The organism is Acinetobacter sp. Z1, from assembly GCF_024296945.1.
GTDB classification, from domain to species: Bacteria; Pseudomonadota; Gammaproteobacteria; order Pseudomonadales; family Moraxellaceae; genus Acinetobacter; species Acinetobacter beijerinckii.
Genome location: NZ_CP101115.1, coordinates 786,443 through 811,662, shown reverse-complemented (window position 1 = coordinate 811,662; position 25,220 = coordinate 786,443). Strand labels below are relative to the sequence as shown.

Below are 25,220 nucleotides of genomic sequence, written 5' to 3'. Positions count from 1 at the left end.
CTAACGCTCCAGCATTTCATTTGGCATAACAAATTCTAAAGTAATTGTATGGGAAGTGACGGTACGCGTACACTTTGGTTTATCCAAACCTTTACATTTACTATGGTGATCAAATTGATTGCCCGTAATCGTAATTAAGCTACGGTCATAAGGGCACCTCACTGCAACGGTTTTACCCACTCTTTTTTCAGTGCTCGCCTTAAAACCAACTCTTCTCCACGCCCTGATGTCTCTTAAAATTGAACTATGATTTGGCGTGATTTGGGCACTATCTATTTTATTCGCAATCCATAAATGAGACATTTGTACACCATCACTTTTAGTATTACCAACAGCATTTTTGGTTTTACTCTCTTGATTAGACTTCATATAAACGTCAAGTCCCATCCTTAAAGCAGCCATAGCTGCTTTAGGAGTCATGAGCTTTTTATGACTGGCTAAATTCGTTGCTTTACTATCCGTAATTCGGTACTTATGTCCAATACTATTACTGTGCCATACATGGTCAATTCCATTATGTCCCGTGTCATGATATTCATAGAGCACACCATTATTATTAATCTTGCTTCTGTTCTTCTTGCGTTTTACAAAATAATAATCCGTGATATGTTCACCACCAGAGCCTAATTCTTTATTCGATCGCTTTTTTGCCTGTCTTTTTGTTGAGGTATTTACTTTACCTGTACTTGCAGTATTTCCACCAGTATTTTTAGGTACACTACCATTTGGCAGTGTGTGAGGCGCAGGTTGTTGATTCGGTTGTCTAGGAGTCTTTGCCGCTGGTGTTGAGGGTGCTCTCGTCGTCACGACTGGAGCTCGTGCTGTTGTATTAGGATAAGGTGTTCCTAACGCTTTTTGATGTGCAGCCTGTAATTCTTTCATTACCATATCAATTTTTTGATTGGCAACTTTTTTCATTTGCTTCAACTGAGTAACCAAGGTTTTTAGTCTAGCTTGCCCTAATACAGCTCTAGTTAACCAGCTATCAAAAACATCAGTTAAACCATCAATAATCTTATTACAAGTCGTTTGCAGCTCTTTGGTATAAGTATTCCAGTTTACGTTTCTAAACCACTTATCAACATTCCCTCGCATGGTTTTACTTGGAATCGCATCTAAAATAGCCCCCATCGCTTTACCTGAACGTAATTGCTTAAAGACAATTTTTAACCCATCTCCAGCTACAGGAATAAATGCCACAAGATTAAAAACCAAATCAAACCAGTTATCTTTCTCTTCTGGTTTTTCAGCTATCTTCACTACAGAAACAATGACATTCCCAACGTCTACCCCTTGCCCTACAAAAGGGATACAACCAATCACAACAGCAACAATAATCTGTGCTGGGCTTGATCCACTCCCATCAAGTACCCCTTTAATCCATTGAGCTGCCGACTCCTCACCTTTCTGAGTGACTCTCATTGTTTGAGATGTTGTTCTTACTACAGCTGTATTCATTGTTTATCTCCTAGCCCTAACCCAGAAGTTGAATCCTCGCTGCTTAATAGAATTTCTTCTGCATCATCCTCCAGTACATCTTCTGCATTATTTTCTGATGCAATTAAATGTTCTTCATAATCGCTAATGTGATCATCATATTCGATATCATCTCCTTTGATCATATCTTCAATCTCATCAGGAAAATATTCATCTAATAAGGTTGCTAATTCTTGTTGATTATATTGTTCGATTAGATGTTCTGCTTCTGCGACACTCATAACTTTCCTATCTTTAAAAGGATTAGCTACTTTCTCTTTATCAGGCTTTGCTTCTACAAGACTAAATCCATAATAAACTTTGGATTGTGTTTTATCTCCAGGAATAGATACCTTAGCATAGCCATTTGCATCAAGAATTCCTTCCTGAGAGGTACCATCTGAAAATATTAGTTTATAAGGTGCTTGGATTACAGGCTTTAAATCATCATAGACATACTTTAACTCAAGTTCTTTAGGCAAGAGACTTAGAGCTGGCAATGCTGGCAAATTAGGTGAAACACTCGCCCCACCCATAAACAAATGCTGCCCCGCCTTCACCTCAAACTTGCCACCTGTGGTCGGAAAAATCCCAGAGCCATTCAGCTTGAGTTGCGAACCTTGCGCGGTAAATACAATTTCTTTAGGGCTGGTAATTTCAATGCGGTCTTCGGTTGAAATAATTTGAATGCCTTGCTTAGCAAGCAAGTCTATCCCATCCGATTGGGCGTGTACTTCAAATTTACCTTTGGCAGCGACCTGCTTAATCCCATTCTGCGCAGCAAACAGGCTGATCCTGTTCTGAACATGGGCAACCAGATTCTTTTGCGTACTCAGATTAATACTATCGCCCGCAATCTGATTGATCTGCCCATCTGCTGAGAGATGAATATCTTCATTAGTACTTAGACTAATTCCCGCAGGTGAATTTAACAGCAATAAAGCTTTTTCAAATTTTGCAATTTTGTCCTGAATCTGATCAGCAAAGTCTTTTAGTTGATCCAGCGATTCAATCTCATCCGTTTGCTGATTCTTGGCAACTTCACTTAAGGCTTTGGCATTGTTTTGGTTGCCTTCGAGCTGTTGCTTGGCGGGTTGGGCATCAAGATGGTCGCCTTGGGCTTGATCCTGTTTCTGCGTAGAAATGAGTAAACCTTCCCCTGCACGTACTGCACCCCATTGATCGGTACGCAGTTCAAAGCCCTCACCTCTATCTTCACTTTCTGCTTGGTCTTTTGGGTGACTCAGTTTGCCGAGATTGAGTTGGCTAACAGCATGACTACTTTGCAGTTGCGCGCTGATTTGACCCGTCGTGTCATCAAAACGCAATTGATTAAAGCCTTCGCCTTGAACTTCTTTGGATTTGATTCCTGCTAGTTTTTTGGTATCAGGTAATTTGCCTGCATTGTCAAATTTGGTTGGGCTACGATATCCCTCATGAATCCGTCCTGTGACAAATGGACGATCGATATTGCCATCAAAGAAGTCTATCACCACAAGTTCATCTATACGTGGCAAGAATCGTGCGCCATAGCCTTCTCCTGCCCACGGTGTAAGTACATCCACCCATGCTGAATCGGTGTCGTTGTTATTTGCACCTGCACCACCATCATGACTATGGTCTTCATTTCTTGTGAATAGAAATCTTACTTTTATCCTACCCCATTCATCCACATGGATTTCCTCACCGCTTGGCCCAACCACTTTGGCGCGTTGTGGTGAAGCTGCTGGACGATGTTGTAGCGGATTAAATTCAGGAACGGTTTTGATATTGCGACGTTGTAGTGTCAGTTGATTGGCTTGCCGTTCTTCATTATTGGCTTGGGTCGGCTGCCAATTGCTTTGCGCTAATAGTTGATCAATCTGTTGGCTTAAATCTTTGGGCAAGTTGTTTTGGTTATAGAAGTTTTTGCCTGTGATCAGAAATTCTTTGTCTGCACCATCGTGTTGATCTATTTCAGGGTGTTCTGCCAGTTCAAACCAATAACCGACATGACTATCTCGCACGGTAGTCTGAGCTATAAATTGTTTGGATTGTAAGTCGTAGTATTGGCTCAGAGTCTGATTAATTTTTTCAATTTGAGCATTGCCTGATTGAGTTGATCCATCTTCACCATTCAAGTCTTGCATCCATGCGGGTGAGAAGTGCCATGCTTGTTCTAGTCCTAGACTGGCATTGTTATGTTGCTCACTGTGTAGATGGGTACTTTGGACGCTGCCTGCGCCTTCTTCTTGTTCTAAGGCATCGGCTTGCCAGCGTTGTACATGTACACTACTGGGTTGTAGTGAACGCTGCCCGACCAAACTGGTCATGCTGTCGTATTGTTCTGTAGCACTGCTGCGGTGGTAGCGAATCTGTCTTCGTTCGAGTGCTTGGTATTGGCTATTGTCATCGATGAGTCGAAGTTTTTGTGCTTGGATAGCAGCGCTGCTGAGTGCAACAATTCGCTCGGCTTCATCGATTAGCCAATTGATACCTTCACTGCGCATTAATCGGGTTAGGAAGTCATAGTCACTTTCATTGGCTTGCATGATGAATGGGCGGACATCGTAGTCTTGACTCAGTCCGCTTAAATCTAAAGTTAGGCTTGATGCAAACAGTGGGCTTTTTTGTTGCCATTCTTTGAAGATGATTTCCACTACATCAGGCACACTTTTATTCATAAATACGCGGCTGTTACGGCGTTGTTTCCATAGTGTGGTGGGGTCTTCGAGGGTTAGTTTGTATAGTGTTAAGCTACCGTCCGATTGTCCTTGTAGCGCTTGGGTGATAATGCCTGTAACACGGGTCAATTGACCATGATCGGTCACTGTATCTATCGCAACCTGACTACCAATGAATTGTTTTAATGGAATCGTGGCATTGGTGGATAGACAGATCAGTTCTGCTTTAAAGCCTTCATTGAGGTGATGTTGGCCATCGATACGTTGTAAAAAGATTTGTGTATTTAATTTTTGATTAGAAAACTGGATATGAATGGCACGTTTTTGTGCGGTAAGACCTAAACTCTCTAAAGCTTGAAATATATTATTGAACATCTTTTTTGAATATTGGCTTAAATTTCGCGCATTTTATAAACAGTAGACTATGTTGTCTATATTCTTAATGTAATAGATTTATAACTAAACTTCACTTTCAAAGAAAAAACTAGTCATGGTTTAAGTTTGTGCGACATCATTTATTATCTGAAACATGAATATTGTGTAACAGACAGCAGCCAACAAAACATTGTTGAATTATTTATGAAATAAAGCTATTTGATCTATCGCTAAAGCATTAGTGATTGGCTAATTATATAAATCGTAGTTTCATTTTTTCATCGTAAATAATTCAAAAAAATACAAAAAATGATTCCAGCTGAACGCACCATTTTTCTATCTAATTTTATTGCATGATCTTTATCTCATAAAAATTAAAGACCCCACAAACCCAGTCACACTTATTTGATATAAGATCAACTTATGAAATTTTATTGCTTTGATCAAAAAAACAAATGCAATTTTTCTCAAATAAATTACATTTCTTTAAATATGATCTATATTTCCCAACGAATTTTAGACCACTCAAATATTTATCCTACTGAAATATAAATAATAATTTAAACTTACAATTTTTAATTTTAAAGCTTATCTAATCTAATAAAATAGGTGTAGATTTACCTATTCATTTTCTTAATGGTGTTTTTTTTGAAAATTGATGAAATTGTCCTTCAGGACGAAAAATTGAATTTACATAAGTTGATCAAAGTGAAAGATACGATCTTTGACTCAGCTAAAAAGATGCATGTATCAAATTGGCTGTGGATTTATGAAGAATCATCTATCTTTTTTAATTTTGAAATTTGGGAAGAGTTAGATAATGCTTATTTAAATAAATTAATAAAGTATAAAAACACTTACTTTAAAGTTATACAAATTAACGCCAATAGTCAGACTAGATACTCTTGAGTAATCTAAAATTACACTAACGTTAATCTTTTATTTTTATTAAACATTGTGAATACAAATATAAACCTCTACTTATATTATTTTCATAGATAGTATTAGTTCAAATTACTAATTGAGTATTAGAAATATGGACAATATTAATAGCACTTATGAAGAGTTGAGCGAATTACTTAAAGATTTTAGATTTTCAATGGTAACGTTTGTTACTGACGAAGGTCATTTGCACTCTGCGCCAATGACAACTCAGAATGATGCATTCAATGGAATAGTATGGTTTTTAGGTTCAAAAAAATCTGAATTAGTAAAAAGTATATCAAGCAATCCCCAGGTAAATTTAGGTTATAGTAATACCTCAAATAATGATTATGTCTCCATTAATGGTGTTGCGGAAAATGTCATTGATGAAGTCATACTTGATGAAATCTGGTCCCCTGCTTATGAAGCTTTCTTCGAGCACGGTAAATCAGACCCAGATATTCAACTGATTAGAGTTGTTTGCAATGGTGCGCAATATTGGAAAGGTTCAGGCACACTCGTTACCCTCTATAAGCTAGCTAAGGCTTCAGTGACTGGTGAAACTGAGGATTTAGGAACAAGTAAGAGTATTTCTCTTTAAGAGTTAAAAAGAAGACGAGCCATCGCTCGTCTTCTTTTTACAAATATGGATGTGTTCCACGTTTATTGAGACCAACTCTTTTCTTAATAAATGTCTGATTTTCGCTTAAAAGTGCTTCTAAGAATTTATCAATATTATTCTCATTTAATGCTGTGGGCGTGAAGACTTCACATCCTATTTCATTAAAGAAAATATCTACTTTTGAACTTTTTTGAACGTACTTCATTGACCAATTTTTAAAACTATATTTTTTAATTTCAATACTATCAAACTCAAGAATAGCTTTATGCCTTTTGTCATTTTTAATTCTTTCAAATAGCTGCTGGACAACAAACCTTTCTCCTTCTAAACACTGAAAGAAGCCATTATTTGCATAGTAGAGTACACCATAAATATCATTTTTAAAGTTAAAGTCTCTCGCGACACTTAAGATATCACTTAAATCTTCAATTAAGTCATCCATAGAGTCATGTCGAGAACTCGCATAGCATAAACGTATTTTCATTTTCTTCTCTATTGATAATGCTATGTTATGAATAAAGTTTTATTCATTTAGTTCAAATGAGTAAGGTTCTACAGCATACTCTGAAGCCAAAAGATCGATGAAAGTTGGAATTGTTTCGGTAGACAACAAAAAAGGATTGAAGTCATCTCTGTGGTTTTCTAAGAAGAAATCCCCTAGTCTTTTGTTGATCGGTGCGAACTTCATGTTCCAATGCTTAAAAAGACCAATGTCGCATTTTTCATAAAACAGAATTTCACAATTCTTATGTCTTGGATCTTTCAAAATTCGTTGATAAAAAAGATCATCTACTTTGCTTTTTCTTCCCTCTAGACATTGAACAAAATATCCATGCCCATAATAAAGAACACCAGTGATTTCATTACGGTAATTAAAGTCTACAGCCGTATTTAAAATTTCAATCAAATCTTGCTTAAGATCAGGATAAGAATTAGCAACTTTACTTGCGTATAAAACTCTAACGAATTCCATTGGGGTCACTTCCAAAATTAAAATTACATGTAGATAAAGACTAACTTATTAATTTTATTAATAAGTCTTTTGGTTACGCAATTTAAAAGGTGTATTTTTCACACAATACAGGTTTTTGTTTTTGAATGCTAATTTTATTTTTTATGTATAAAAAGTATGATTTTATAAGCACTTATGTTAATAAATTTTAATAAAAAAATAATTTTTTGGCTTTCATAAAATTAAATTATTGATAATTATTAATTAAAAATTAATTATACTTAATTAAATTGATTAAATAATAATCAAATGTAAGCTTTATCTCATAACAATGTAAGCCGAAGATTATTTGCATAGTTTTCTTAATATATATACTTCCCCTTATGTACACACATTTTAAAACTATTTTCTGGAGGAGTAGTTTTAAAAATGTGCAGCCTATAATTATTCTTACTTTATTAGAATTATATATAAAGGCTACCTTAATCTGGTTGTGCAATTTAATCTTCACCTTTAGATGACCCTAAAGGTGAATTTTTTCTTTAATCTGAATTAGAGGAAATAAGATGTTAATACTCAAAAATATTTTTGTTTTTATCATTTCAGTAATAAGTATTTCTCTTCTAATCGTTGTATTTGATAAATTTGGAATGAATAAAAATTTCAATTTATTATTTTCATCTATGCTATATGGTTTTTTATTACCTTATACTTTAAAAATACAATCTATTGCTTAATATTATTAGTTACTTTTTACTTACTACTTTTCTTACTTACAAAATCAATTGAAGTTTATATGATGCTATTAAGCTCAGTTTTGACTTTTTCAGCAATTAAGCTTGTTATGCCCAAGTTAAAAAGCACAATAGTAACGCCATTTTATAAATCTGACTGTCCTTTTTAAAATTCAATAAATAAATTTATTGAATATCAATGGATCTAAAAAATTTATTTTAAATTTAAATTCAACCTAAGCTACTGATTAAATTATCTAAAAATAATTAGCTGTAAATATTGTTAGTAACTTATCTAACTAATAATGCTCTAGCTTTAATTAATAGATCCTGTTGATCAATCTCAGATGGATGAAAACTTGCTTTATAAAATGCTAAATAGTCAGGCAACAAACGCCACATCATTTGTGTGAGACCTAAAAGTGTCTGCGTATTTTTTAAAAGTTGCTTAGGGGAATATAAGGTATTCTTTCGATCTTGCCAGACGAGATGACTAGTCATCACTATGGTACTACTAATAAATCCCACCGTAATTGTACGCATACTTCTGCGACGCTGAGGTAGATTCGCAAACACCTGCTGATAGACATCAAATGCTACATGCTTATGTTCAATTTCCTCAACAGCATGCCAAAGCCAAAGATTCTTCATGTTTTCAGATAAACCTTTAAACATGATATTGGGATACTCAAGCATATAGCCTGCCATCATCGCCGTAAAATGTTCGAGTGCAACTGTAGCAGCCAATTGGCGACGCTGACTCAACGTTCTTAAGCGAATCATCTCCTGCTCATAAGCCTTTTCAAATCTTTTAAGATGATAATCATTGTTTTGAACTAGCTGATTAAACTGTTCATGAGCACGGGCATGATGCGCCTCTTGACCTATAAAACCAGAAATATCTTTTTGTAGTTGTTCATCATAAATTTGATCACGTACATTCCTTACAGTTTCTACAAAAAAACGTTCACCCTGAGGAAAACTCATGGACAATGCGGTGAGAAAATGTGACATCAAAGTGGATTCAGTATAATGAGCTTTAATTTTCTCAGGCTTGAATTGTGTTTGACGCACAGTAATTGTATTTACATCATTTAGCATCACGGCTTTCCTCACCTATAGAAATAGCAGGTAATCAATAACAGATTCTAAAAAATTCTTATCGTTACCCAAGCCAGCCAATAAGCAATTATATGAATTGGCTTACAGCTACCAATAAGTTCCAAATTAGAACTAGTGATTAAATTATCGTCTAGCATATATGCTGTCAATATGTTTTTAAGTTGATGGGCTTATTTGTCCTATAAAGACTTTTTATGTCTTTAACGGAGTTCATACCTCAAACAAAAAACACCTAAAAGATTCATTTATATCACGTTGATGTTGAATAAAATATTGTCCCTCTCGGCATGAGATGGGCTGATTGGCATAAGTAATATTTATCTTTAAAACTTACACTTAGAAAGCTAATGTACGTTTCAAGCTATAACACTGAGTGAGAGTAATACTATTCATCTAATATATCAGAACAAATTATTTTTTAGTTCATAGTGAAACAGGACTTCAATTTATATAATTCTGTTCAAATTGAAGCCTTTTAATCACCTGCTATGCTGCAGTATAACCAAGATTTTATGGTTCAAATATCCCAACTTTTTTCAACATCGGTAATTTGACTAAAAATATGCTGATACTCAGCCTGTTTTACCGTGCACCATAACTCAACAAAATCAGAATTTAAATACTGTTTCATCCAATGATTGTTTTTAAAGCGCTTTAGGGCATCTATTTGTTCTGTGGGAAGAAAGTTATGCTCAGTTTGAAGCTTGGGTTGATTCACAGATTTTGGTATGGCTGATATATGAGTTAAGCCATGTAAACTGCCCATTAGAATCACCGCTAATGCTAAATAAGGATTACAGTCTGCCCCAGCAACACGATATTCAATTCTCTGATTTTCTGGATCAGCACACGGAATACGGACAGCAACATTTCTGTTATTCCACCCCCAATTAGCTTCCAAGGGTACATGATGCCCTAATTTAAAACGGCGATACGAATTGAGATTGGGTGCCAAAATTGCCATCGAATCTGGCATAAAATATATCAAACCACTGATAACACTTAATAAGGGTTTAGTAAAATCACCCGCAGAACAACTAAAAATATTTTGCTTATTTGCATCAAGCAGACTCATATGAAAGTGCATACCATTCCCTGCCTTGTGCAGGTCAGGTTTCGCCAAAAAATTTGCTCTAAATCCATGCTTGTTTGCAATTTTTTTAATATTGCGCTTTAACATCATGATCTGATCGCACAAGCTCAAAATATTATCACTATGCTGTATATTGATCTCATACTGTTCTGAAGATGACTCAGAAACAATGCCTGTGATTTGTATACCTTGTTGTTTTGAAATAGTTTCAATCTCATCCAGTAAAGCTTGAATAGCTTCATCTGGATTTAAGTCGAAACATTGTTTGGATAATGCAGATTTTTGAGATTCTTGAGATAAGGGTTGCAAGTAAAATTCAAGCTCCGCAGCGACACACGGAAAATAATCTAAAGCATGTAGTTGATTCAGCAGTTTCTTTAAAATATTGCGTGGTTCATATCGACAATCGTGTATATGGTCCTCTTTCATGGTCAAGAGCAGCTGTGCATTGATCTGTGGTTCAATCGGATTTGGACATAATGAACCCAATACGGGCAAACATAAATAATCTGGTTCACCTACAAACTTGCCTATCCCTGTTTCCTCAATCACCCTACCATCTAAACTCATCGCATAAATAGACAGCGGCAAATAACAGCCTTTAGCTAAATTTCTGAGACAACTGATATCAATTCTTTTACCTCGCAGATGCCCATTAAGATCATAAAGAAAAATATCAATATGTTTAGTATCGGGATAACACTCTAAATATCGTTCTACTTCTTTGAGAAACAAATGATTTTGATCCGTTTGTTCGTGCGGTGTTTGAGTAATGAATGGATGAATATTTTTATTCATTCTGATAGAAGAGTTTATCTCAGTTAGCGCAGCACTCATGGCTGTAGACCTAAGTTATTTCGATCTATTTAGCGTAGTGAATACAGTAATATTTGTAACGTAAAGACTATGTAAATTATTTTATCTATCCAGTAAAAAATTTATAAATTTGCCCCGATGAAATCTCATTCAAAATCGACATTTCTATGCATTAAAATATTTGCTTTGCCTTGATTCTTCTCCGCTCCGAACTTATGTCTTTAAGTATTTAACCCATAAAAATAATCTGTAAAAATTATATTTAAATAATTCAATCACATCAAACAGATCCTCTTTTCATTGAAACAGCGCGCATAGAAATATAAAACTATGAATAGATTGCATTTATTTTTAAAGATCGAAACATATTCATTTTCTACTACTAAAAATACAAAATATTCATAAGAAAAAATGATTTTAATTATATGAAAAACCAAGCAATAGGATCCTGTTTTTACTCACTTAATAATTGAATATTCAAGTATAATTAATACACTTGTATATTATTTCGATGTTAAATTATGAAAATATTAGATGGCGGCTTTGGACGAGAACTTGCTCGTCGTGGTGCTCCTTTTCGTCAACCTGAATGGTCGGCTTTAGCCCTAACCGAAGCGCCAGAAATTGTAAAAGAGGTACATTTAGACTTTATCCATGCTGGCGCTGATGTAATCACCACCAATAATTATGCTGTTGTACCGTTTCATATTGGCGAAGAACGTTTCGAAAATGAGGTAAAACAGCTGGTTCAAATTGCTGTAGATCAAGCCAAACAAGCTGTGATTGAAAGTGATAAAAATGTGTTAATTGCGGGGTGTCTCCCACCACTTTTTGGTTCTTATCGAGCTGATCTTTTTCAAAAAGATAAAGCAGAAAAACTAGCTCACCCCATTATAGAAACTCTTTCACCTCATGTTGATTTCTGGCTTGCTGAAACACAGTCTTGTATTGCAGAAGTTGAAGCAGTGCATGCTTTATTACCAAAAGATAATCGTGAATTTTGGGTATCTTTTACCTTACAAGATGAAATCCAAAATCAACAGCCCCTGCTACGTTCAGGTGAAACGATTGAGCAAGTGATTGATTTACTTAGCCGTATCAAAGCCGATGCTGTTCTTTTCAATTGCTGCCAACCTGAGGTTATTCTGCAAGCGATTAAAGCAATCAAAACAGCACTGCCAGAAAGCATTCAAGTGGGTGCATATGCCAACGCTTTTCCACCTCAGAACAGTGAAGCAACGGCTAATGATGGCTTAGATGAAATCAGAGCCGATCTAAATCCAGATTTATATCTCAACTTTGCCAAGCAATGGGAACAAGCGGGTGCAACGCTGATCGGCGGTTGTTGTGGCATAGGTCCAGAACATATTTCAGCCCTTTCCAACTTCTTTAAAAAGTAATCTCATCTTATGTCTACAGCAAAAATCGGCTTACTTTCCTTAACTGCGCTTGTTTTTAGTTCAATGGTTGGCTCTGGCGTGTTTAGCCTTCCACAAAATATGGCTTTTGTCGCGAATGGACAAGCCTTGTTAATAGCTTGGCTTATTACAGGCGTAGGCATTTTATTTCTTGCTTTTGCGCTTTTGTATTTAACACGTCAGCGTCCAGATTTAGACGGTGGAATTTATAATTACGCACGTGAAGGCTTTGGTGATTTAATTGGGTTTTGTTCTGCTTGGGGATACTGGCTCTGCACAACCATTGGTATTGTAGGCTATGTGGTGATTGCATTTTCTGGTGTAGGCATGTTTACCGATAGCCCAAGTCAAATCTATTTTGGCGAAGGCAATACACTCTATGCATTGATCGGTTCATCTATTTTTGTTTGGTTGATTCATTGGTTAGTAAGTCGAGGCATAAAAGAAGCTGCGCTGGTCAATTTAATTGCTACGATCGCAAAAATTGTTCCTATTGTTATCTTTATCATTTTTACTTTGATTGCTTTTAAGCTTGATCTGTTCAAGAGCAATTTTCTTGATTTTTCTTTACAAACGACAACTTGGGAACAAGTCAGAAACCTGATGTTAATTACCCTTTGGGTATTTACAGGTATTGAAGGCGCTGTCGTACTGTCATCAAGAGCCAAGAAAAGAAATGATATCGGCAAAGCAACAGTCTTAGGTGTGTTACTCGCGCTTAGCTTCTACGTTTTAGTCACTGTGCTCTCTTATGGTGTGGCAAGTCGTGCTGAAATTGCAGGTATGCATAATCCATCTATGGCAGCGATCTTAGAGCAACTGATTGGCTTCCCTGGTATGATTATTATCACTGTAGGTTTGATCATTTCTGTCAGTTCTTCTTATTTAAGTTGGACGCTGTATGCTACGGAAATCCCCTTTCTTGCTGCTAAAAATAATGCGTTCCCCAAAATATTTTTAAAGATTAATCAAAATAATGTGCCTATTTCTTCGTTATGGCTTACATCAATTGTGGTGCAAATTTCTTTAATCGCAGTCTGCTTTTTTGATAAAAACTATACACAATTACTGTTAATTTCATCGGTGATGATTTTAGTACCTTATTTTTTAGTATCAGCATTTTATTTCAAAGAATCATTGAAGAATAAGCGCACTAAGCACATCAGCATTGCAACCATTGCTGTCATTTATTCGGCTTGGCTCATTTATGCTGCAGGTATTTCGCTGCTTTTGCTTTCTGCTGTTTTATATGTCGTGGGGTTATGCATTTATTTTTATAGCCAATATAGCAATAAGAAGTTGGTACTCAAGCAATAATAATCTTATAAAAAATAGCCCGATACAAAATATAACTCTGATTTTGTTTAATCTTAGAATCCATTTCATATTCAGTCTACATGAACAAAAAACGGAGCATTGCTCCGTTTTTTTACTTCAAAATTTAATCCATCACTTGTAATGGTTTGATTCGTCTAATTCTTATCGCTAACTCTTTCAGCAGGTAACTAATAGACAGCACTAAAATAAATCCAATAAGAAAAGAACCAACCACATCAAATGGGAAATGTACACCGACATAAACTCTTGATAAACCGACTATTAAGCTTGTAGAGAGTCCAATGTAACCAATCCATTTAAAACCAGCAAAAAGATACGCAAAACCAATAACCACCATAGTTAAAGTATGCTGACTAGGAAAGGATGAACTTAAACCATGACCAATTAACTTATGCCCTAAATCTAACTGAAATGGACGCGGATGATGATAAAAAAACTCAATCAGATCACTTAAAACTAACGATACTAAGACGATGAACAATGTTTTCGTAAAGATTTGGTGATATGTTTTCCATTGCACAACCAATAGAAAAACCAGAAAACTTATAAAAAATGTATTTAAATCATCCGCTAAAAAAATGGCTATTTGATCAATAATTGGATACTTAGTAGCAAGTGAGTTAATTACATGAAATAAATGAATATTTGTATCTTCCAAGATCATATTATTTCTTTCCATATATTGAGATCGATCAGCAATAGCGTTTCCTTAATATAAAGTTAGAAAATGAAAAAATGATGAATTTTTAATTTAATTTTCACCTTTTTAAATCTATTTGACTAGAAAATGTATGGCAAACTAGATGCTACCTTGTGAATGTAAATATTCATCACACTCACAAGGCTCAAAATCGAAGGATTAAAACTTAAATTCTAAACCCGTACCGACCACAGGTTGCTTGTCTTCTGCTGTAGACTGTTCAAAAGTAGAATAGCCAGCATAACCATAGGCTTTAACTTGTTTATTGAATGCATAATCAGCACCAACTAAAAATTGCTTGGCATCAAAGTCAGCATCATTGGTTTTAAAACTGGTTGAATTTTGGCTATATTGAGCTTTAACAGTCCATTTAGATTGCTGCGGAAGTTTATATTCTGCCCCGATCAGCCAACCTTGAGCATCATCAATATTTGCTGCCGCTTGATCATTCCCTAGCTTGTTTTCTACCTCTGAGTTTTGATAAAGCGTTTTCAAAATCAAGCCTTCTAACGGATTCAAACGTCCAATCAATCTAAGTGTGTTTGCGGCAGCAAAAACTTCATCAACTTGTGTTTCGGTATCTGAACTATTCAGTAAACCGTGTCCTAAAAAGTCACTTGGAATTGCTTTATCATAGCCTACACCCACTAAAAACATAGGATGGGTATAACTCAAAGAAGCAGACCACGCATCACCCAAGCCACGACCAGCCACATTGACACCACCACGTCCATCATCTTGTATTCCGCGACTCTCACCCGTTGCAAGCAATACACTTGCTTCAAGATTACCGCCTTTTAAAGCAATTTCAGGAGAATCATAAACCACGACATTATTGACGCGATTTTCACCAGTCATGATGCCCGTAATATCGGCTTTATTACTAATATAATTATTAAAACTATCTACTGGGCTAGATAAATCTTTAAGCGGAGTATTGTGTTTGCCAACTTTAACTGTACCAAAGCGATCATCTTTTAAACCGAGGAATCTGTTTCTTTGAGACCAATCATTTTTGTCACCATCAGCATAAAATGCCCATTCTGCTAAATAGACTGCGCTCAGATTTTCAGTTAATTTTTCCTCACCTTTAATCCCAAGAAAGGAACTATTACTGTTGATTTTCCAGACATCGCGATTAGATGAATTGGCATTGTTTTCTGGTAAATAATCTAAGCTGGCATCAATTTCACCATAGAATTTTGGTGCTGCCCATGTAGAACCCGTTACGACTGTTAAAATTGTCGCTAATGCAATATTCATCTTCATATTAGTCTTCCTAACCGTCTTTAAAAAAAAGAGCAAAAAAATCCTACTTTGCTATTTTTCGAGCAAAATAATTCAATAAAAAAAGAGATGTGATGTATAGAATGCTTCTATATTTCACTCAATATAGAAGCATCATCATGATTTGATTTACATATTATAAAATGGGAACACACCAAAGATTAAAGCACTGCCCATAAGTACGCAGCAGGTAATAAACGCCCACTTCAAGGTAAATTTTTGATGGTCCCCCATTTCAACAGCGGCCAAACCACACAATAAATAGGTTGATGGAACTAATGGAGACAATAAGTGAATTGGTTGTCCAATAATCGATGCACGAGCAATTTCAACAGGTGAGATTCCATAATGAGAGGCTGCTTCGGCAAGGATCGGTAATACACCAAAATAGAAGGCATCATTCGACATGAAGAATGTCAAAGGCATACTCAGGATACCTGTGATTGGTGCCAAATAAGGACCTAAGCTTGGCGGAATCACAGCAACAAAGCCTTTAGACATGGCTTCAACCATACCTGTACCAGATAAGATCCCTGTAAAAACACCTGCTGCAAAAATAACACCGACCACTGCTAAAACACTGTCAGCATGCATCGCAATACGTTTTTTCTGCATATTTACACATGGATAGTTCACGACTAATGCGATACAGAATCCAAGCATAAATAAAATCGACATTGGTAAAAAGCCTTTTACCAAACATGCCATCAATACAATTGTTAAAATACCATTGAACCAACGTAAGTGCGGGCGTTGCGCTTCAGGATCTTTAGAAATCGAAATATCATCTGCATGACTAATATCAACCAGTTCAATCACACCTAGGCGTTTACGTTCATACATGCCATATAAATATGCCAAGAAGAATAACCAAGCTGCTGCAATTACCATAGAAGGGATCATTGGAATGAAGACTTCACTGGCATCGACTTGAAGCGCGCTGGCAGCTCGTGCAGTTGGTCCACCCCAAGGCGTGAGGTTCATAACACCACTGCACAGCAACATCAAACAGGTCATGATGAGCGGATTCATACCTACACGCTTATACAGTGGCATCATTGCAGCCACACAAATCATGTATGTTGTTGAGCCATCACCATCTAGAGATACAAGTAAGGTCAGGAATACTGTTCCCATTGTAATTTTTAATGGATCGCCTTTTACTTTCTTTAAAATCCATCTTACCGAAGGGTCAAACAATCCTGTATCGATCATGAGAGCAAAATACAAAATTGCAAAAAGCAGCATTACGCCTGTAGGAGCAAGTTTTTTAATACCATCTAGCATGGTATTGCCAAGTTCAGCTAATTGAATATGACTCAAACTTTCAAAATAAAAACCTAATCCCCAAGCAATAATTGCAAATATAAATGGGATTAAAATTAATGCAACTAATGCACTAAGACGTTTCGTCATAATCAAGTACATAAAGCACATGATCATGCTAATACCTAAAAAAGTAAGCATTTTAAGCAATCCTTAGCATATAAATATAGTGAATGGTTAATTCCTAACCCAGCGGTGATTCTATGCGATTTGAAAATAAACACTGCATTTAATTTAATTATAATAATTCACACACCCATTCACATGAAAAATACAATAAAATCAACAACACAAACAATAACAATATAAGCATTTGATAATATTTATTTTAATTTAAATATTCACTTTTTATATTGACCAAAAAACAATCAAATAAAATGTAAAAATACCATATATTTACTATATCAATGCTATATTACAGTGCAATTTCAATCAAATTAGATGGTATTTTATCCACCTAAACAGTTAAACTAATATCATTAATCTGCAAAACCACTACATTATATTTAACTAAAAATTATATTGATTCTTACTCGCAAGAAAACACTCATTAAAATATAAAAAATTAATTAACTATTAAAAGAAAAAACAAGCTTATGAATAAATATTTAAATAGAACAATAAAAGATTAAAATAAAGACTCAATTAAAACCAAATTAATGTAATTTAAAATATTATTTTCAAAATCACACAAAATTTAATGCTTTCGATCTTTTTTGTTGTTTGTCTAGTTCAGAGATTCGCGAATAGTGCATAATTGGCTTAGATGAAACCTGATTTGTAAATCGAAATTAATCTTTTCCTTAGATCAACATAAAAATCAATTTAACGAAAATCATGGAAGGAAGAACAATGAACTCCCCACATTTCAATGAAGATAACCTGCCTGAAAACAATCATATGTTTTCAGTATTTAATCAACAAAATGCTGCTTTTCAAGCCACCCCCTATCCTGATTTAGATAGTCGTAGAAGCAAATTATTTAAACTAAAAAAGCAAATTATTCGTTACCAAGACGTGATCGCAAATGCGATCAATACAGATTTTAGCTCCAGATCTCTAGATGAATCTAAACTACTCGATTTGTTAGGTTCAGTTTTGGAAGCAGAACATGCGATTCGTCATTTACGTAAATGGATGCGTCCAAGTAAAAGAAGTACCGAATTACTGTTTCTGTCAAATCGTCTCCATGTCCAATATCAGCCTAAAGGTGTGGTTGGTGTCGTTGTCCCTTGGAACTTTCCTGTCTATTTGGCTTTAGGTCCGTTGGTTGCAGCTCTCGCAGCGGGTAATCGGGTGATGATTAAACTACCTGAAATTACACCTGCAACCAATGCCGTTCTGAAACGCATGCTGGGAGAAGTTTTTACTGAAGATGAAGTTGCAGTGTTTGGAGAGGAAATTACCGATCCTTCCCTATTCACGACCCTGCCTTTCAATCATATCGTTTTCACAGGGTCACCCGCGATCGGTCGTGTGGTGATGCGCGCAGCAGCAGAAAACCTAACACCTGTAACACTCGAATTAGGTGGTAAATCCCCTGCATTGATCAGTCGCCACTATCCTTTAGCCGATGCAGCAAAACGTGTTTTGCATGGCAAAGCGACAAACTGTGGTCAGATTTGTGTCTCACCTGACTATTCACTTGTGCCACGAGATAAAGTCGATCAATTTGTAGAGGAATGCAAAGCTAATTTTTCAGCAATGTATGGAAATAGCATCCGTGATAATCCAAATTACACCTCTATTGTTAATGATCGTCATTTCAAACGTCTTTTAGAAATTCTTGATGATGCAAAAGCCAAAGGCGCTCAAATTATTGCATGCGCCGAATACGACCGCGACCAAGATGCTCGTCGTATGCCTGTGCATATTGTGCTGAATTGCACAGCAGACATGCGTATTTTAAAAGAGGAATTGTTTGGACCTGTGTTACCCGTTGTTGCTTACGATACTTTAGATGATGCGATTGCATATATTAAAGCGGGTGAAAGACCACTGGCTTTATACTGCTTTACCCATGATTCTAATGAACGTGACTATGTTCTAAAACAGACTCATTCAGGTGGTGTCACGATGAATGATTGGGGGTGGCATGTCGTGAATCATGATGCGCCTTTTGGCGGTATCGGCAATTCAGGTATGGGAACATATCATGGTGTAGAAGGGTTTCGTGAACTTTCACATGCAAAAACAGTGTTTGCTCGTCATCGCTTTTTCCCAACGCAATTATTCTATCCACCCTATGGAACTTGGGTACAAAAACTTGCTTTGCATTTCTTTTTGAAAAAAGGCGATCCAAATTTAAAATAAATATCTATTATCCCAAAGAGAGTTAAAACTCTCTTTTTTTATTTTCAGGTGTCAGATTGTCCTTGAAAACGTAATCCGACACCTGCGATTGTAAAAATATACTTGGGACTGATGGCTGAATCTCCGATTTTGGTTCGGAGTTTTTTGACTAAAATTCGGAGATAGTGTGTATCTTCTTCATGAGTAATGCCCCATAACTCCGTCATAATTTGCTTTTGAGTCACGATTTTACCTTGATGACGAATCAATAAAGCCAAAAGCTGAAATTCCTTTTTAGTCAGAATAATTTCTTCTTTACTTAACTTCACCACATGTTCAGCCACATCTATCGATAATTGACCATCATCAAAGACAATTTTCTGTTCCATCTGTTGTGGTTTATTGCGAAACATCACACGAATACGGGCACATAACTCCTGAATGCTAAACGGTTTAGTAACATAGTCATTTGCCCCCGCATCCAGTAATTTAATTTTTTGATTTTCATCAGGACGCGCAGAAAGTACAATCACAGGAATATCAGACCATTGCCTTAACTCAGTCAAAACCTCTTGACCATCCATATCAGGCAAACCCAGATCTAGAATCAATAAATCTGCCCCACGAGTCGCCAAAGTCTCAAGTCCTTTCATTCCATTTTCAGCCACCTGCACTTGATAACCTTGTGCGCGTAAAGCAATGTCCAAAAATTTTCGAATTTGTGGTTCATCATCAATAATAAGAATTGAAGCTTGGTCGTTTAATGTATGAGGCATGAAATCATTTTAATCCTGATGTAAAGGTAATCGTATTCTAATTAAAGTGCCTTGACCATGTTTGCCACTAAAAGCTTCGATACTCCCCATGTGCGCGCCAATAATCGCTTTAACAATTGAAAGACCAAGCCCTGTTCCTGTTTTACCGCGATCTCCTCTTTGCATGGTGTAAAACATATCAAAAATCTGCTCACGTTCATCTTCAGGAATACCAACACCTTGATCTTCAATCTCGATCTGTAAATAGCTTTCGATCTGCTGAATATTCACTTCTATAGGCACATTTTCTGGAGAAAATTTAGCCGCATTTTCTAAAACATTAAAAACAGCTTGTTCAATTAAAGCAGGATGTACATATAACGCAGGCAGCTCTTCAGCAAATAAGGTATTAATACTTACATGCGGTTGATATCGTTTTAAACGTTCAGTAGCAGAACCAATTAACTCATCAACACCAACCCAAGCACGACTAAGTGTTAATCCTTGATGACCCAAACGAGTCATATCCAAAAGATTTTGAATATAGCGATCTAAACGCTCACCTTCTATATGAATGGTATCTAATAATTCATGGCGATCTGTCTCAGGCATTTGCTCGCCATAATATTTAAGCGTATCTGCTGAACCAATCATTGCAGCCAACGGCGAACGCAAATCATGTGATACAGATGACAATAAAGCAGAACGAAGCTTTTCCGTTTCAGCAACAACTCTAGAATTTTCCAACTGCAACGATAGCTGCACCCGAGAAAGCGTTTGTGCAATATCATCAATCATTAACTCAGCCAAACGTTGCTGTTCAAAGTGAATACTTTGTAAATTGCGGTTAAATCGAATGGCAACCACACCAAAATCTGCCACTAAATTTACTGGATTAAACCACCATTCTGAATTGGTCAAAGTATTGGTAAAACGTCCACATGGTTTAGCGTTCTTTTGTGTCCAATCTGCTGCAATTTGATCTTTTTCATTCAAAATCGATGCATCGCCTACAGATTGTGCGCCCACTCTCAACCAAACAGCGGCATTCAGTGAACTTTCCAAATGCTGTTTGGCTATATTTAAAACTTGCTCAATATCAACACAAGTGGATAACTTTCGTTCTAATTCTTGCAATTGAAGTGACATCGAATTTGCAGCGCGCAAACTCAGCACTTGAGCACGTAGTTGATTGGCCAATCGTCCTACTAATAAAGCAGAAACGATAAAAATAATAATCGTCATCACGCCACGTTCAGCACTGACTCGGAAGGTAAATCGTGGTTCAATAAAGAAATAGTTATAAAGTAGAAAGCAAATCAAGACACTCATAATCGTAATTAACATTCTTGTCCGCATCGCAACGATCAGCACGGTCACAACAAAAATCAAGGCTAGCTCGCTGTAACCAATAAAGTGATCACTCACCACTGCGACAAAAAAACCGAGTAATACGATTAAAATACTTTCTGTGATCTCACGTGGATTGAAACTAAAGCCTTGCTCTAACCAATCGGAAGTTGAGTTTTCTATTCGCGTTTTAGATTCATTATTTTTTGCTTTTAACGGCTGAACAAAAGTAATCTCAAAAGGATGTTGTTTTTCTAAAAGCTGATCAGCAATATGATCTGAAGATAAACGTTGCCATAAAGATTTTTTAGCGCTCTTGCCCAATAAAATATTAGATGCGCCATAATCATAAGCAGCCTGTAAAATCGTTGCTGCGATTTGATTGCTATATAATAAATAAGTATCTGCACCCAACTTACGTGCCAAATTAAATGCTTTAGTGACAGCAAAGGTTTGCGTGTTTTCAATCTTGCTTTTTTGAATTGAAATCACACTCCAAGTCGCATTTCTCCTTTCGGCAATCCGATGTGCTCGTCTGACCAAATCTTCTGAAAATTCAGTTCCATCGATTGCTAACATGACATGATTTTGAATCGGAATAATTTGTCCTTGAGCTACAAATTTCTCCCTATAATCGATATCCACCTGTCCTGCAACTGTTTGAATCGCAAGGTCTCGTAAAGCTGTGAGATTGGCTGGCTTAAAAAAGCCTTGCAAGGCATGTGGAGCGACATCCGCTAAATAAATTTTGCCATGATTCATACGCTCCAATAGTTCAGGTACAGGAAGATCGACCAGCCGAATATCTTTTAATCTTTTTAATAATGCATCAGGCACGGTTTCTGTTACCCGAATGCCCGTAATTTGATAGACCACATCATTCAAACTTTCGAGATGCTGAATATTCAATGTGCTGTACACATCAATACCCGCATCTAATAACTCATTCACATCTTGCCAACGATATTCATGACGGCTATTGGGCACGTTTCGATGTGCGAGTTCATCAACCAAAACAATTTCAGGTTTTAACTTCAGAATTTGATCAAGATCCATTTCATCTAAAAATCGATCTTGATATTCAACATTCTTTTTAGGAACAACATTCAGCCCTTGAATCAAAGCTTCTGTATCAGCTCGACCATGCGTTTCGACCACGCCCACCAGCACATGATGACCTTGTCGCATCAACTCATGTGCTCTCGACAACATGGCAAAGGTTTTGCCCACGCCAGGTGCCGCCCCCAAGAAAATGGTTAAACGTCCAGATTGTTCACGTTGGCTATGTGCCAACCATGCATCTGCTTTGTTATTTCGGTCGATCTGCATAGGCTCAGCTCTATCAACGTGAGGTTGATGATAATTGATCTAAAGCGATGTTGAGCTTAAGCACATTGACTCGTGCCTGCCCATACAAGCCCAATTGAACAGGTTGAATCTGTTGTTGCACTAAATCTCTGACTTTCTGCTCGGATATAGCACGTTGTTGTGCCACACGTTTCACCTGTAATATCGCACTTTCAGGTGAAATATCTGGATCAATCCCGCTACCCGATGCAGTGATCATCTCTGGTGGTACGTGTTGCTCAACAATTTGATTGTTTTGAGCAAACTGCAAGGTTCTTTCTTTAATTTGCTTTTGCAATTCAGGATTAGAAACCGCCAAGTTACTACCCGCCACACCATCCACATTATAATTCACAGCACTTGGACGACTATGAAAATATTGTTCACTCACAAAGTTCTGTCCCACTAAGCCTGACCCGACAATTTTTCCATTTAACTCGATGACACTACCATTGGCCTGTTTTGGAAATAACAATTGAGCCAAAGATACACTCACACTGCAATACAATACACCTGCGATCAAGAATCCAACTAGCACTAAACCTAAACTAGATCGAAAAATGGATTGTGCTTCAGTCGATAGGGGAAGATTTTCTAATGTATTCATGACGTACTCCTAAATCCACAACGACACAACAAGGTCAATCAATTTGATCGCAATAAAAGGGAAAACAACGCCCCCTACGCCATAGATCAACATATTACGACGCAATAGCTGCAAGGCACTGGCAGGTTTAAATTGCACCCCTTTCAGCGCTAAAGGAATCAACATCGGAATGATCAGTGCATTAAAAATCAATGCCGAAATCACCGCACTACTTGGACTACTCAACTGCAAAATATTCAAGGCACCAAGCTGAGGAATCGCAACAGCGAACAATGCAGGTAAAATCACAAAGTATTTAGACACATCATTTGCTAAAGAAAATGTGGTTAAAGCACCTCGAGTAATCAACTGCTGCTTGCCTATTTCTACTACATCAAGCAGTTTGGTTGGATCAGAATCTAGATCGACCATATTTCCAGCTTCTTTTGCAGCTTGCGTTCCTGAGTTCATTGCCAAACCAATATCTGCTTGTGCCAAAGCGGGTGCATCATTGGTTCCATCGCCAACCATCGCGACCAATTTTCCTGCGGCTTGTTCTTTACGAATACAAGCTAATTTATCTTCAGGTCGAGCTTCAGCAATATAATCATCTACACCTGCTTCAGCGGCAATTGCGGCTGCGGTCAAAGGATTATCCCCTGTTACCATGATGGTTTTAATCCCCATCTCTCGTAACAATGCAAAGCGCTCTTTAATCCCTTGTTTAATCACATCCGACAATTCAATCACACCTAAAATTGTATGATTCGATGCAACAACCAATGGCGTTGCGCCTTTGGATGCGACTTGCTCTACACGAGTTTTCAGCTCAATATTGTCTTTAATCTCTTGCTGGGTAAATTTTAGAATCGCATCCACTGCGCCTTTGCGAATTTTTTGTCCTGTCGCTAAATCAACACCAGATAAGCGTGTTGAAGCGCTAAACTGAATAAATTCTGCGTCTTTAGGTTCATGGATACTTTCACCCATTTCTTTACCTAAACTCACCACTGATTTACCTTCAGGCGTTGGGTCAGCAAAAGACGTGAGCATTGCTGCTTGGCGTAATTCACTTGGACTCACACCAGCCAATGGATAAAAAGCAGTTGCTTGGCGATCACCATAGGTTATTGTGCCTGTTTTATCCAACAGCAATACATCAATATCACCTGCAACCTCAACCGCTTTACCTGACTTCGCCAACACATTGGCTTTTAAAGCTCTGTTCATCCCTGCAATCCCAATTGCAGGCAACAAACCACCAATTGTTGTTGGAATGAGACAGACCAATAATGCAATCAACATCACTAGACTGATTTTGATTCCCACCATAGAGCCAATAAAGGGTAATGTTGCAACCACAACAATAAAAGTAATGGTCATGATATTGAGTAAGATACTCAGCGCAATTTCATTCGGTGTTTTTTGACGGTTTGCACCCTCAACCAAAGCGATCATTCGATCTAAGAAACTATTGCCTGCCTCATTACTGACACGAACAATAATTTGATCAGATAAAACTTTGGTACCACCAATCACACCTGACCGATCCGTATTGGCTTCACGTAATACAGGTGCAGACTCACCTGTCACAGCCGACTCATTAATGGTGGCAAAACCTTGAATAATTTCACCATCCGCAGGCACAATTTCACCTGCTTTAATAATCACCAAATCATCTCTTTTTAATAAATTTGCAGAAATCACCGTTGCTGTGGCATTCAGATCAGCAATTTTATTTGCCATTAAGTTTTCACGGGCTTGGCGTAAAGAAGATGCCTGTCCACGTCCTTTGGCTTCTGCTACTGCTTCTGCATAATTGGCAAACAAAACGGTCACCAATAAAATCAAACTCAGTAAAATACCAAATCCAAAACTGGTGCTCCCCATCAATGTTGCCGCGATGGTTAACACCGTTCCAATCCAAACACATGCCATCACAGGATTTTTAAAGGCATGCTGTGGTAATAATTTATAAAAGGTTTGCTGAATAATTTCTTTATTCAAGATATCCATTTGTGTCGCATTAGAGTGATTCATGGTA

The 25,220-nt window shown here is 36.9% G+C and carries 18 protein-coding genes; 5 read left to right on the top strand and 13 right to left on the bottom strand.

Annotated features, from left to right (window positions below; genetic code table 11):
* Together NGC85_RS03860 and NGC85_RS03855 are read right to left on the bottom strand one after the other, a co-directional pair.
* Nucleotides 1-1,458: a hypothetical protein gene (locus NGC85_RS03860; RefSeq protein WP_254804898.1), complete on the bottom strand. Its 1,458-nt coding sequence runs from the start codon at nt 1,456-1,458 to the stop codon at nt 1-3.
* Complete coding sequence (locus NGC85_RS03855) at nt 1,455-4,514, bottom strand: type VI secretion system Vgr family protein (protein WP_254804897.1); 3,060 nt, start codon at nt 4,512-4,514, stop codon at nt 1,455-1,457. The genes NGC85_RS03860 and NGC85_RS03855 overlap by 4 nt, the downstream gene beginning before the upstream one ends.
* A 648-nt stretch (nt 4,515-5,162) precedes the next feature.
* On the opposite strand from NGC85_RS03855, the gene NGC85_RS03850 reads away from it, so the two are divergent.
* Nucleotides 5,163-5,423 (top strand): hypothetical protein, encoded by a 261-nt coding sequence (locus tag NGC85_RS03850; RefSeq protein WP_039909593.1) that lies wholly within the window; start codon nt 5,163-5,165, stop codon nt 5,421-5,423.
* A 127-nt stretch (nt 5,424-5,550) separates the two neighbouring features.
* Nucleotides 5,551-6,039: a pyridoxamine 5'-phosphate oxidase family protein gene (locus tag NGC85_RS03845; protein WP_005055776.1), complete on the top strand. Its 489-nt coding sequence runs from the start codon at nt 5,551-5,553 to the stop codon at nt 6,037-6,039.
* Between the two features lie 37 nt (nt 6,040-6,076).
* On the opposite strand, the gene NGC85_RS03840 is transcribed toward NGC85_RS03845, so the two are convergent.
* From NGC85_RS03840 to NGC85_RS03820, 4 genes are all read right to left on the bottom strand, one after another.
* Nucleotides 6,077-6,544: a BLUF domain-containing protein gene (locus NGC85_RS03840; RefSeq protein WP_005055777.1), complete on the bottom strand. Its 468-nt coding sequence runs from the start codon at nt 6,542-6,544 to the stop codon at nt 6,077-6,079.
* Nucleotides 6,545-6,583: 39 nt separating this feature from the next.
* Nucleotides 6,584-7,033: a BLUF domain-containing protein gene (locus tag NGC85_RS03835; RefSeq protein ID WP_005055778.1), complete on the bottom strand. Its 450-nt coding sequence runs from the start codon at nt 7,031-7,033 to the stop codon at nt 6,584-6,586.
* Nucleotides 7,034-8,037: 1,004 nt separating this feature from the next.
* On the bottom strand, nt 8,038-8,847 hold the full coding sequence (locus tag NGC85_RS03825) for a metal-dependent hydrolase (protein ID WP_254804896.1): 810 nt from the start codon (nt 8,845-8,847) through the stop codon (nt 8,038-8,040).
* 538 nt (nt 8,848-9,385) lie between these two features.
* Nucleotides 9,386-10,798 (bottom strand): glutamine synthetase family protein, encoded by a 1,413-nt coding sequence (locus tag NGC85_RS03820; RefSeq protein WP_254804895.1) that lies wholly within the window; start codon nt 10,796-10,798, stop codon nt 9,386-9,388.
* A gap of 500 nt (nt 10,799-11,298) precedes the next feature.
* Between NGC85_RS03820 and NGC85_RS03815 the strand changes: the two genes are divergently transcribed.
* Together NGC85_RS03815 and NGC85_RS03810 are read left to right on the top strand one after the other, a co-directional pair.
* Nucleotides 11,299-12,177: a homocysteine S-methyltransferase family protein gene (locus NGC85_RS03815; protein ID WP_254804894.1), complete on the top strand. Its 879-nt coding sequence runs from the start codon at nt 11,299-11,301 to the stop codon at nt 12,175-12,177.
* Between the two features lie 9 nt (nt 12,178-12,186).
* Nucleotides 12,187-13,512, top strand: a complete 1,326-nt coding sequence (locus NGC85_RS03810; RefSeq protein WP_254804893.1) for a basic amino acid/polyamine antiporter — start codon at nt 12,187-12,189, stop codon at nt 13,510-13,512.
* 124 nt (nt 13,513-13,636) lie between these two features.
* Here the strand turns inward: NGC85_RS03810 and NGC85_RS03805 are convergent, their stop codons facing one another.
* The 3 genes from NGC85_RS03805 to NGC85_RS03795 form a co-directional block, all read right to left on the bottom strand.
* The gene (locus tag NGC85_RS03805) at nt 13,637-14,197 is read right to left on the bottom strand and encodes a phosphatase PAP2 family protein (protein ID WP_254804892.1); all 561 of its coding nucleotides are present in this window, start codon (nt 14,195-14,197) and stop codon (nt 13,637-13,639) included.
* A 195-nt stretch (nt 14,198-14,392) separates the two neighbouring features.
* Complete coding sequence (locus NGC85_RS03800) at nt 14,393-15,502, bottom strand: porin (RefSeq protein WP_254804891.1); 1,110 nt, start codon at nt 15,500-15,502, stop codon at nt 14,393-14,395.
* Between the two features lie 147 nt (nt 15,503-15,649).
* On the bottom strand, nt 15,650-16,987 hold the full coding sequence (locus NGC85_RS03795) for a CitMHS family transporter (RefSeq protein WP_005055786.1): 1,338 nt from the start codon (nt 16,985-16,987) through the stop codon (nt 15,650-15,652).
* Nucleotides 16,988-17,698: 711 nt separating this feature from the next.
* Here NGC85_RS03795 and NGC85_RS03790 point away from each other — a divergent pair.
* Nucleotides 17,699-19,159: a coniferyl aldehyde dehydrogenase gene (locus tag NGC85_RS03790; protein WP_254804890.1), complete on the top strand. Its 1,461-nt coding sequence runs from the start codon at nt 17,699-17,701 to the stop codon at nt 19,157-19,159.
* A 44-nt stretch (nt 19,160-19,203) separates the two neighbouring features.
* Here NGC85_RS03790 and NGC85_RS03785 read toward each other — a convergent pair whose 3' ends face one another.
* Genes NGC85_RS03785 through kdpB form a run of 4 tightly spaced genes read right to left on the bottom strand, consistent with a single transcriptional unit; the run spans nt 19,204 to nt 25,216 of the window.
* Entirely contained in the window at nt 19,204-19,914 is a 711-nt protein-coding gene (locus NGC85_RS03785) for a response regulator (RefSeq protein ID WP_254804889.1), read from the bottom strand.
* Nucleotides 19,915-19,923: 9 nt separating this feature from the next.
* On the bottom strand, nt 19,924-22,572 hold the full coding sequence (locus NGC85_RS03780) for a sensor histidine kinase KdpD (protein ID WP_254804888.1): 2,649 nt from the start codon (nt 22,570-22,572) through the stop codon (nt 19,924-19,926).
* Between the two features lie 13 nt (nt 22,573-22,585).
* Nucleotides 22,586-23,197, bottom strand: a complete 612-nt coding sequence (gene kdpC / locus NGC85_RS03775; RefSeq protein WP_254804887.1) for a potassium-transporting ATPase subunit KdpC — start codon at nt 23,195-23,197, stop codon at nt 22,586-22,588.
* A gap of 9 nt (nt 23,198-23,206) precedes the next feature.
* Entirely contained in the window at nt 23,207-25,216 is a 2,010-nt protein-coding gene (gene kdpB, locus NGC85_RS03770; protein WP_254804886.1) for a potassium-transporting ATPase subunit KdpB, read from the bottom strand.
* Nucleotides 25,217-25,220 lie beyond the last annotated feature (4 nt).

Coding starts and splice junctions, on each gene's coding strand:
- NGC85_RS03860 (WP_254804898.1), bottom strand. CDS start 1,458: ATGAATACAGCTGTAGTAAGAACAACATCTCAAACAATGAGAGTCACT.
- NGC85_RS03855 (WP_254804897.1), bottom strand. CDS start 4,514: ATGTTCAATAATATATTTCAAGCTTTAGAGAGTTTAGGTCTTACCGCA.
- NGC85_RS03845 (WP_005055776.1), top strand. CDS start 5,551: ATGGACAATATTAATAGCACTTATGAAGAGTTGAGCGAATTACTTAAA.
- NGC85_RS03840 (WP_005055777.1), bottom strand. CDS start 6,544: ATGAAAATACGTTTATGCTATGCGAGTTCTCGACATGACTCTATGGAT.
- NGC85_RS03835 (WP_005055778.1), bottom strand. CDS start 7,033: ATGGAATTCGTTAGAGTTTTATACGCAAGTAAAGTTGCTAATTCTTAT.
- NGC85_RS03825 (WP_254804896.1), bottom strand. CDS start 8,847: ATGCTAAATGATGTAAATACAATTACTGTGCGTCAAACACAATTCAAG.
- NGC85_RS03820 (WP_254804895.1), bottom strand. CDS start 10,798: ATGAGTGCTGCGCTAACTGAGATAAACTCTTCTATCAGAATGAATAAA.
- NGC85_RS03815 (WP_254804894.1), top strand. CDS start 11,299: ATGAAAATATTAGATGGCGGCTTTGGACGAGAACTTGCTCGTCGTGGT.
- NGC85_RS03810 (WP_254804893.1), top strand. CDS start 12,187: ATGTCTACAGCAAAAATCGGCTTACTTTCCTTAACTGCGCTTGTTTTT.
- NGC85_RS03805 (WP_254804892.1), bottom strand. CDS start 14,197: ATGATCTTGGAAGATACAAATATTCATTTATTTCATGTAATTAACTCA.
- NGC85_RS03800 (WP_254804891.1), bottom strand. CDS start 15,502: ATGAAGATGAATATTGCATTAGCGACAATTTTAACAGTCGTAACGGGT.
- NGC85_RS03795 (WP_005055786.1), bottom strand. CDS start 16,987: ATGCTTACTTTTTTAGGTATTAGCATGATCATGTGCTTTATGTACTTG.
- NGC85_RS03790 (WP_254804890.1), top strand. CDS start 17,699: ATGAACTCCCCACATTTCAATGAAGATAACCTGCCTGAAAACAATCAT.
- NGC85_RS03785 (WP_254804889.1), bottom strand. CDS start 19,914: ATGCCTCATACATTAAACGACCAAGCTTCAATTCTTATTATTGATGAT.
- NGC85_RS03780 (WP_254804888.1), bottom strand. CDS start 22,572: ATGCAGATCGACCGAAATAACAAAGCAGATGCATGGTTGGCACATAGC.
- kdpC (WP_254804887.1), bottom strand. CDS start 23,197: ATGAATACATTAGAAAATCTTCCCCTATCGACTGAAGCACAATCCATT.
- kdpB (WP_254804886.1), bottom strand. CDS start 25,216: ATGAATCACTCTAATGCGACACAAATGGATATCTTGAATAAAGAAATT.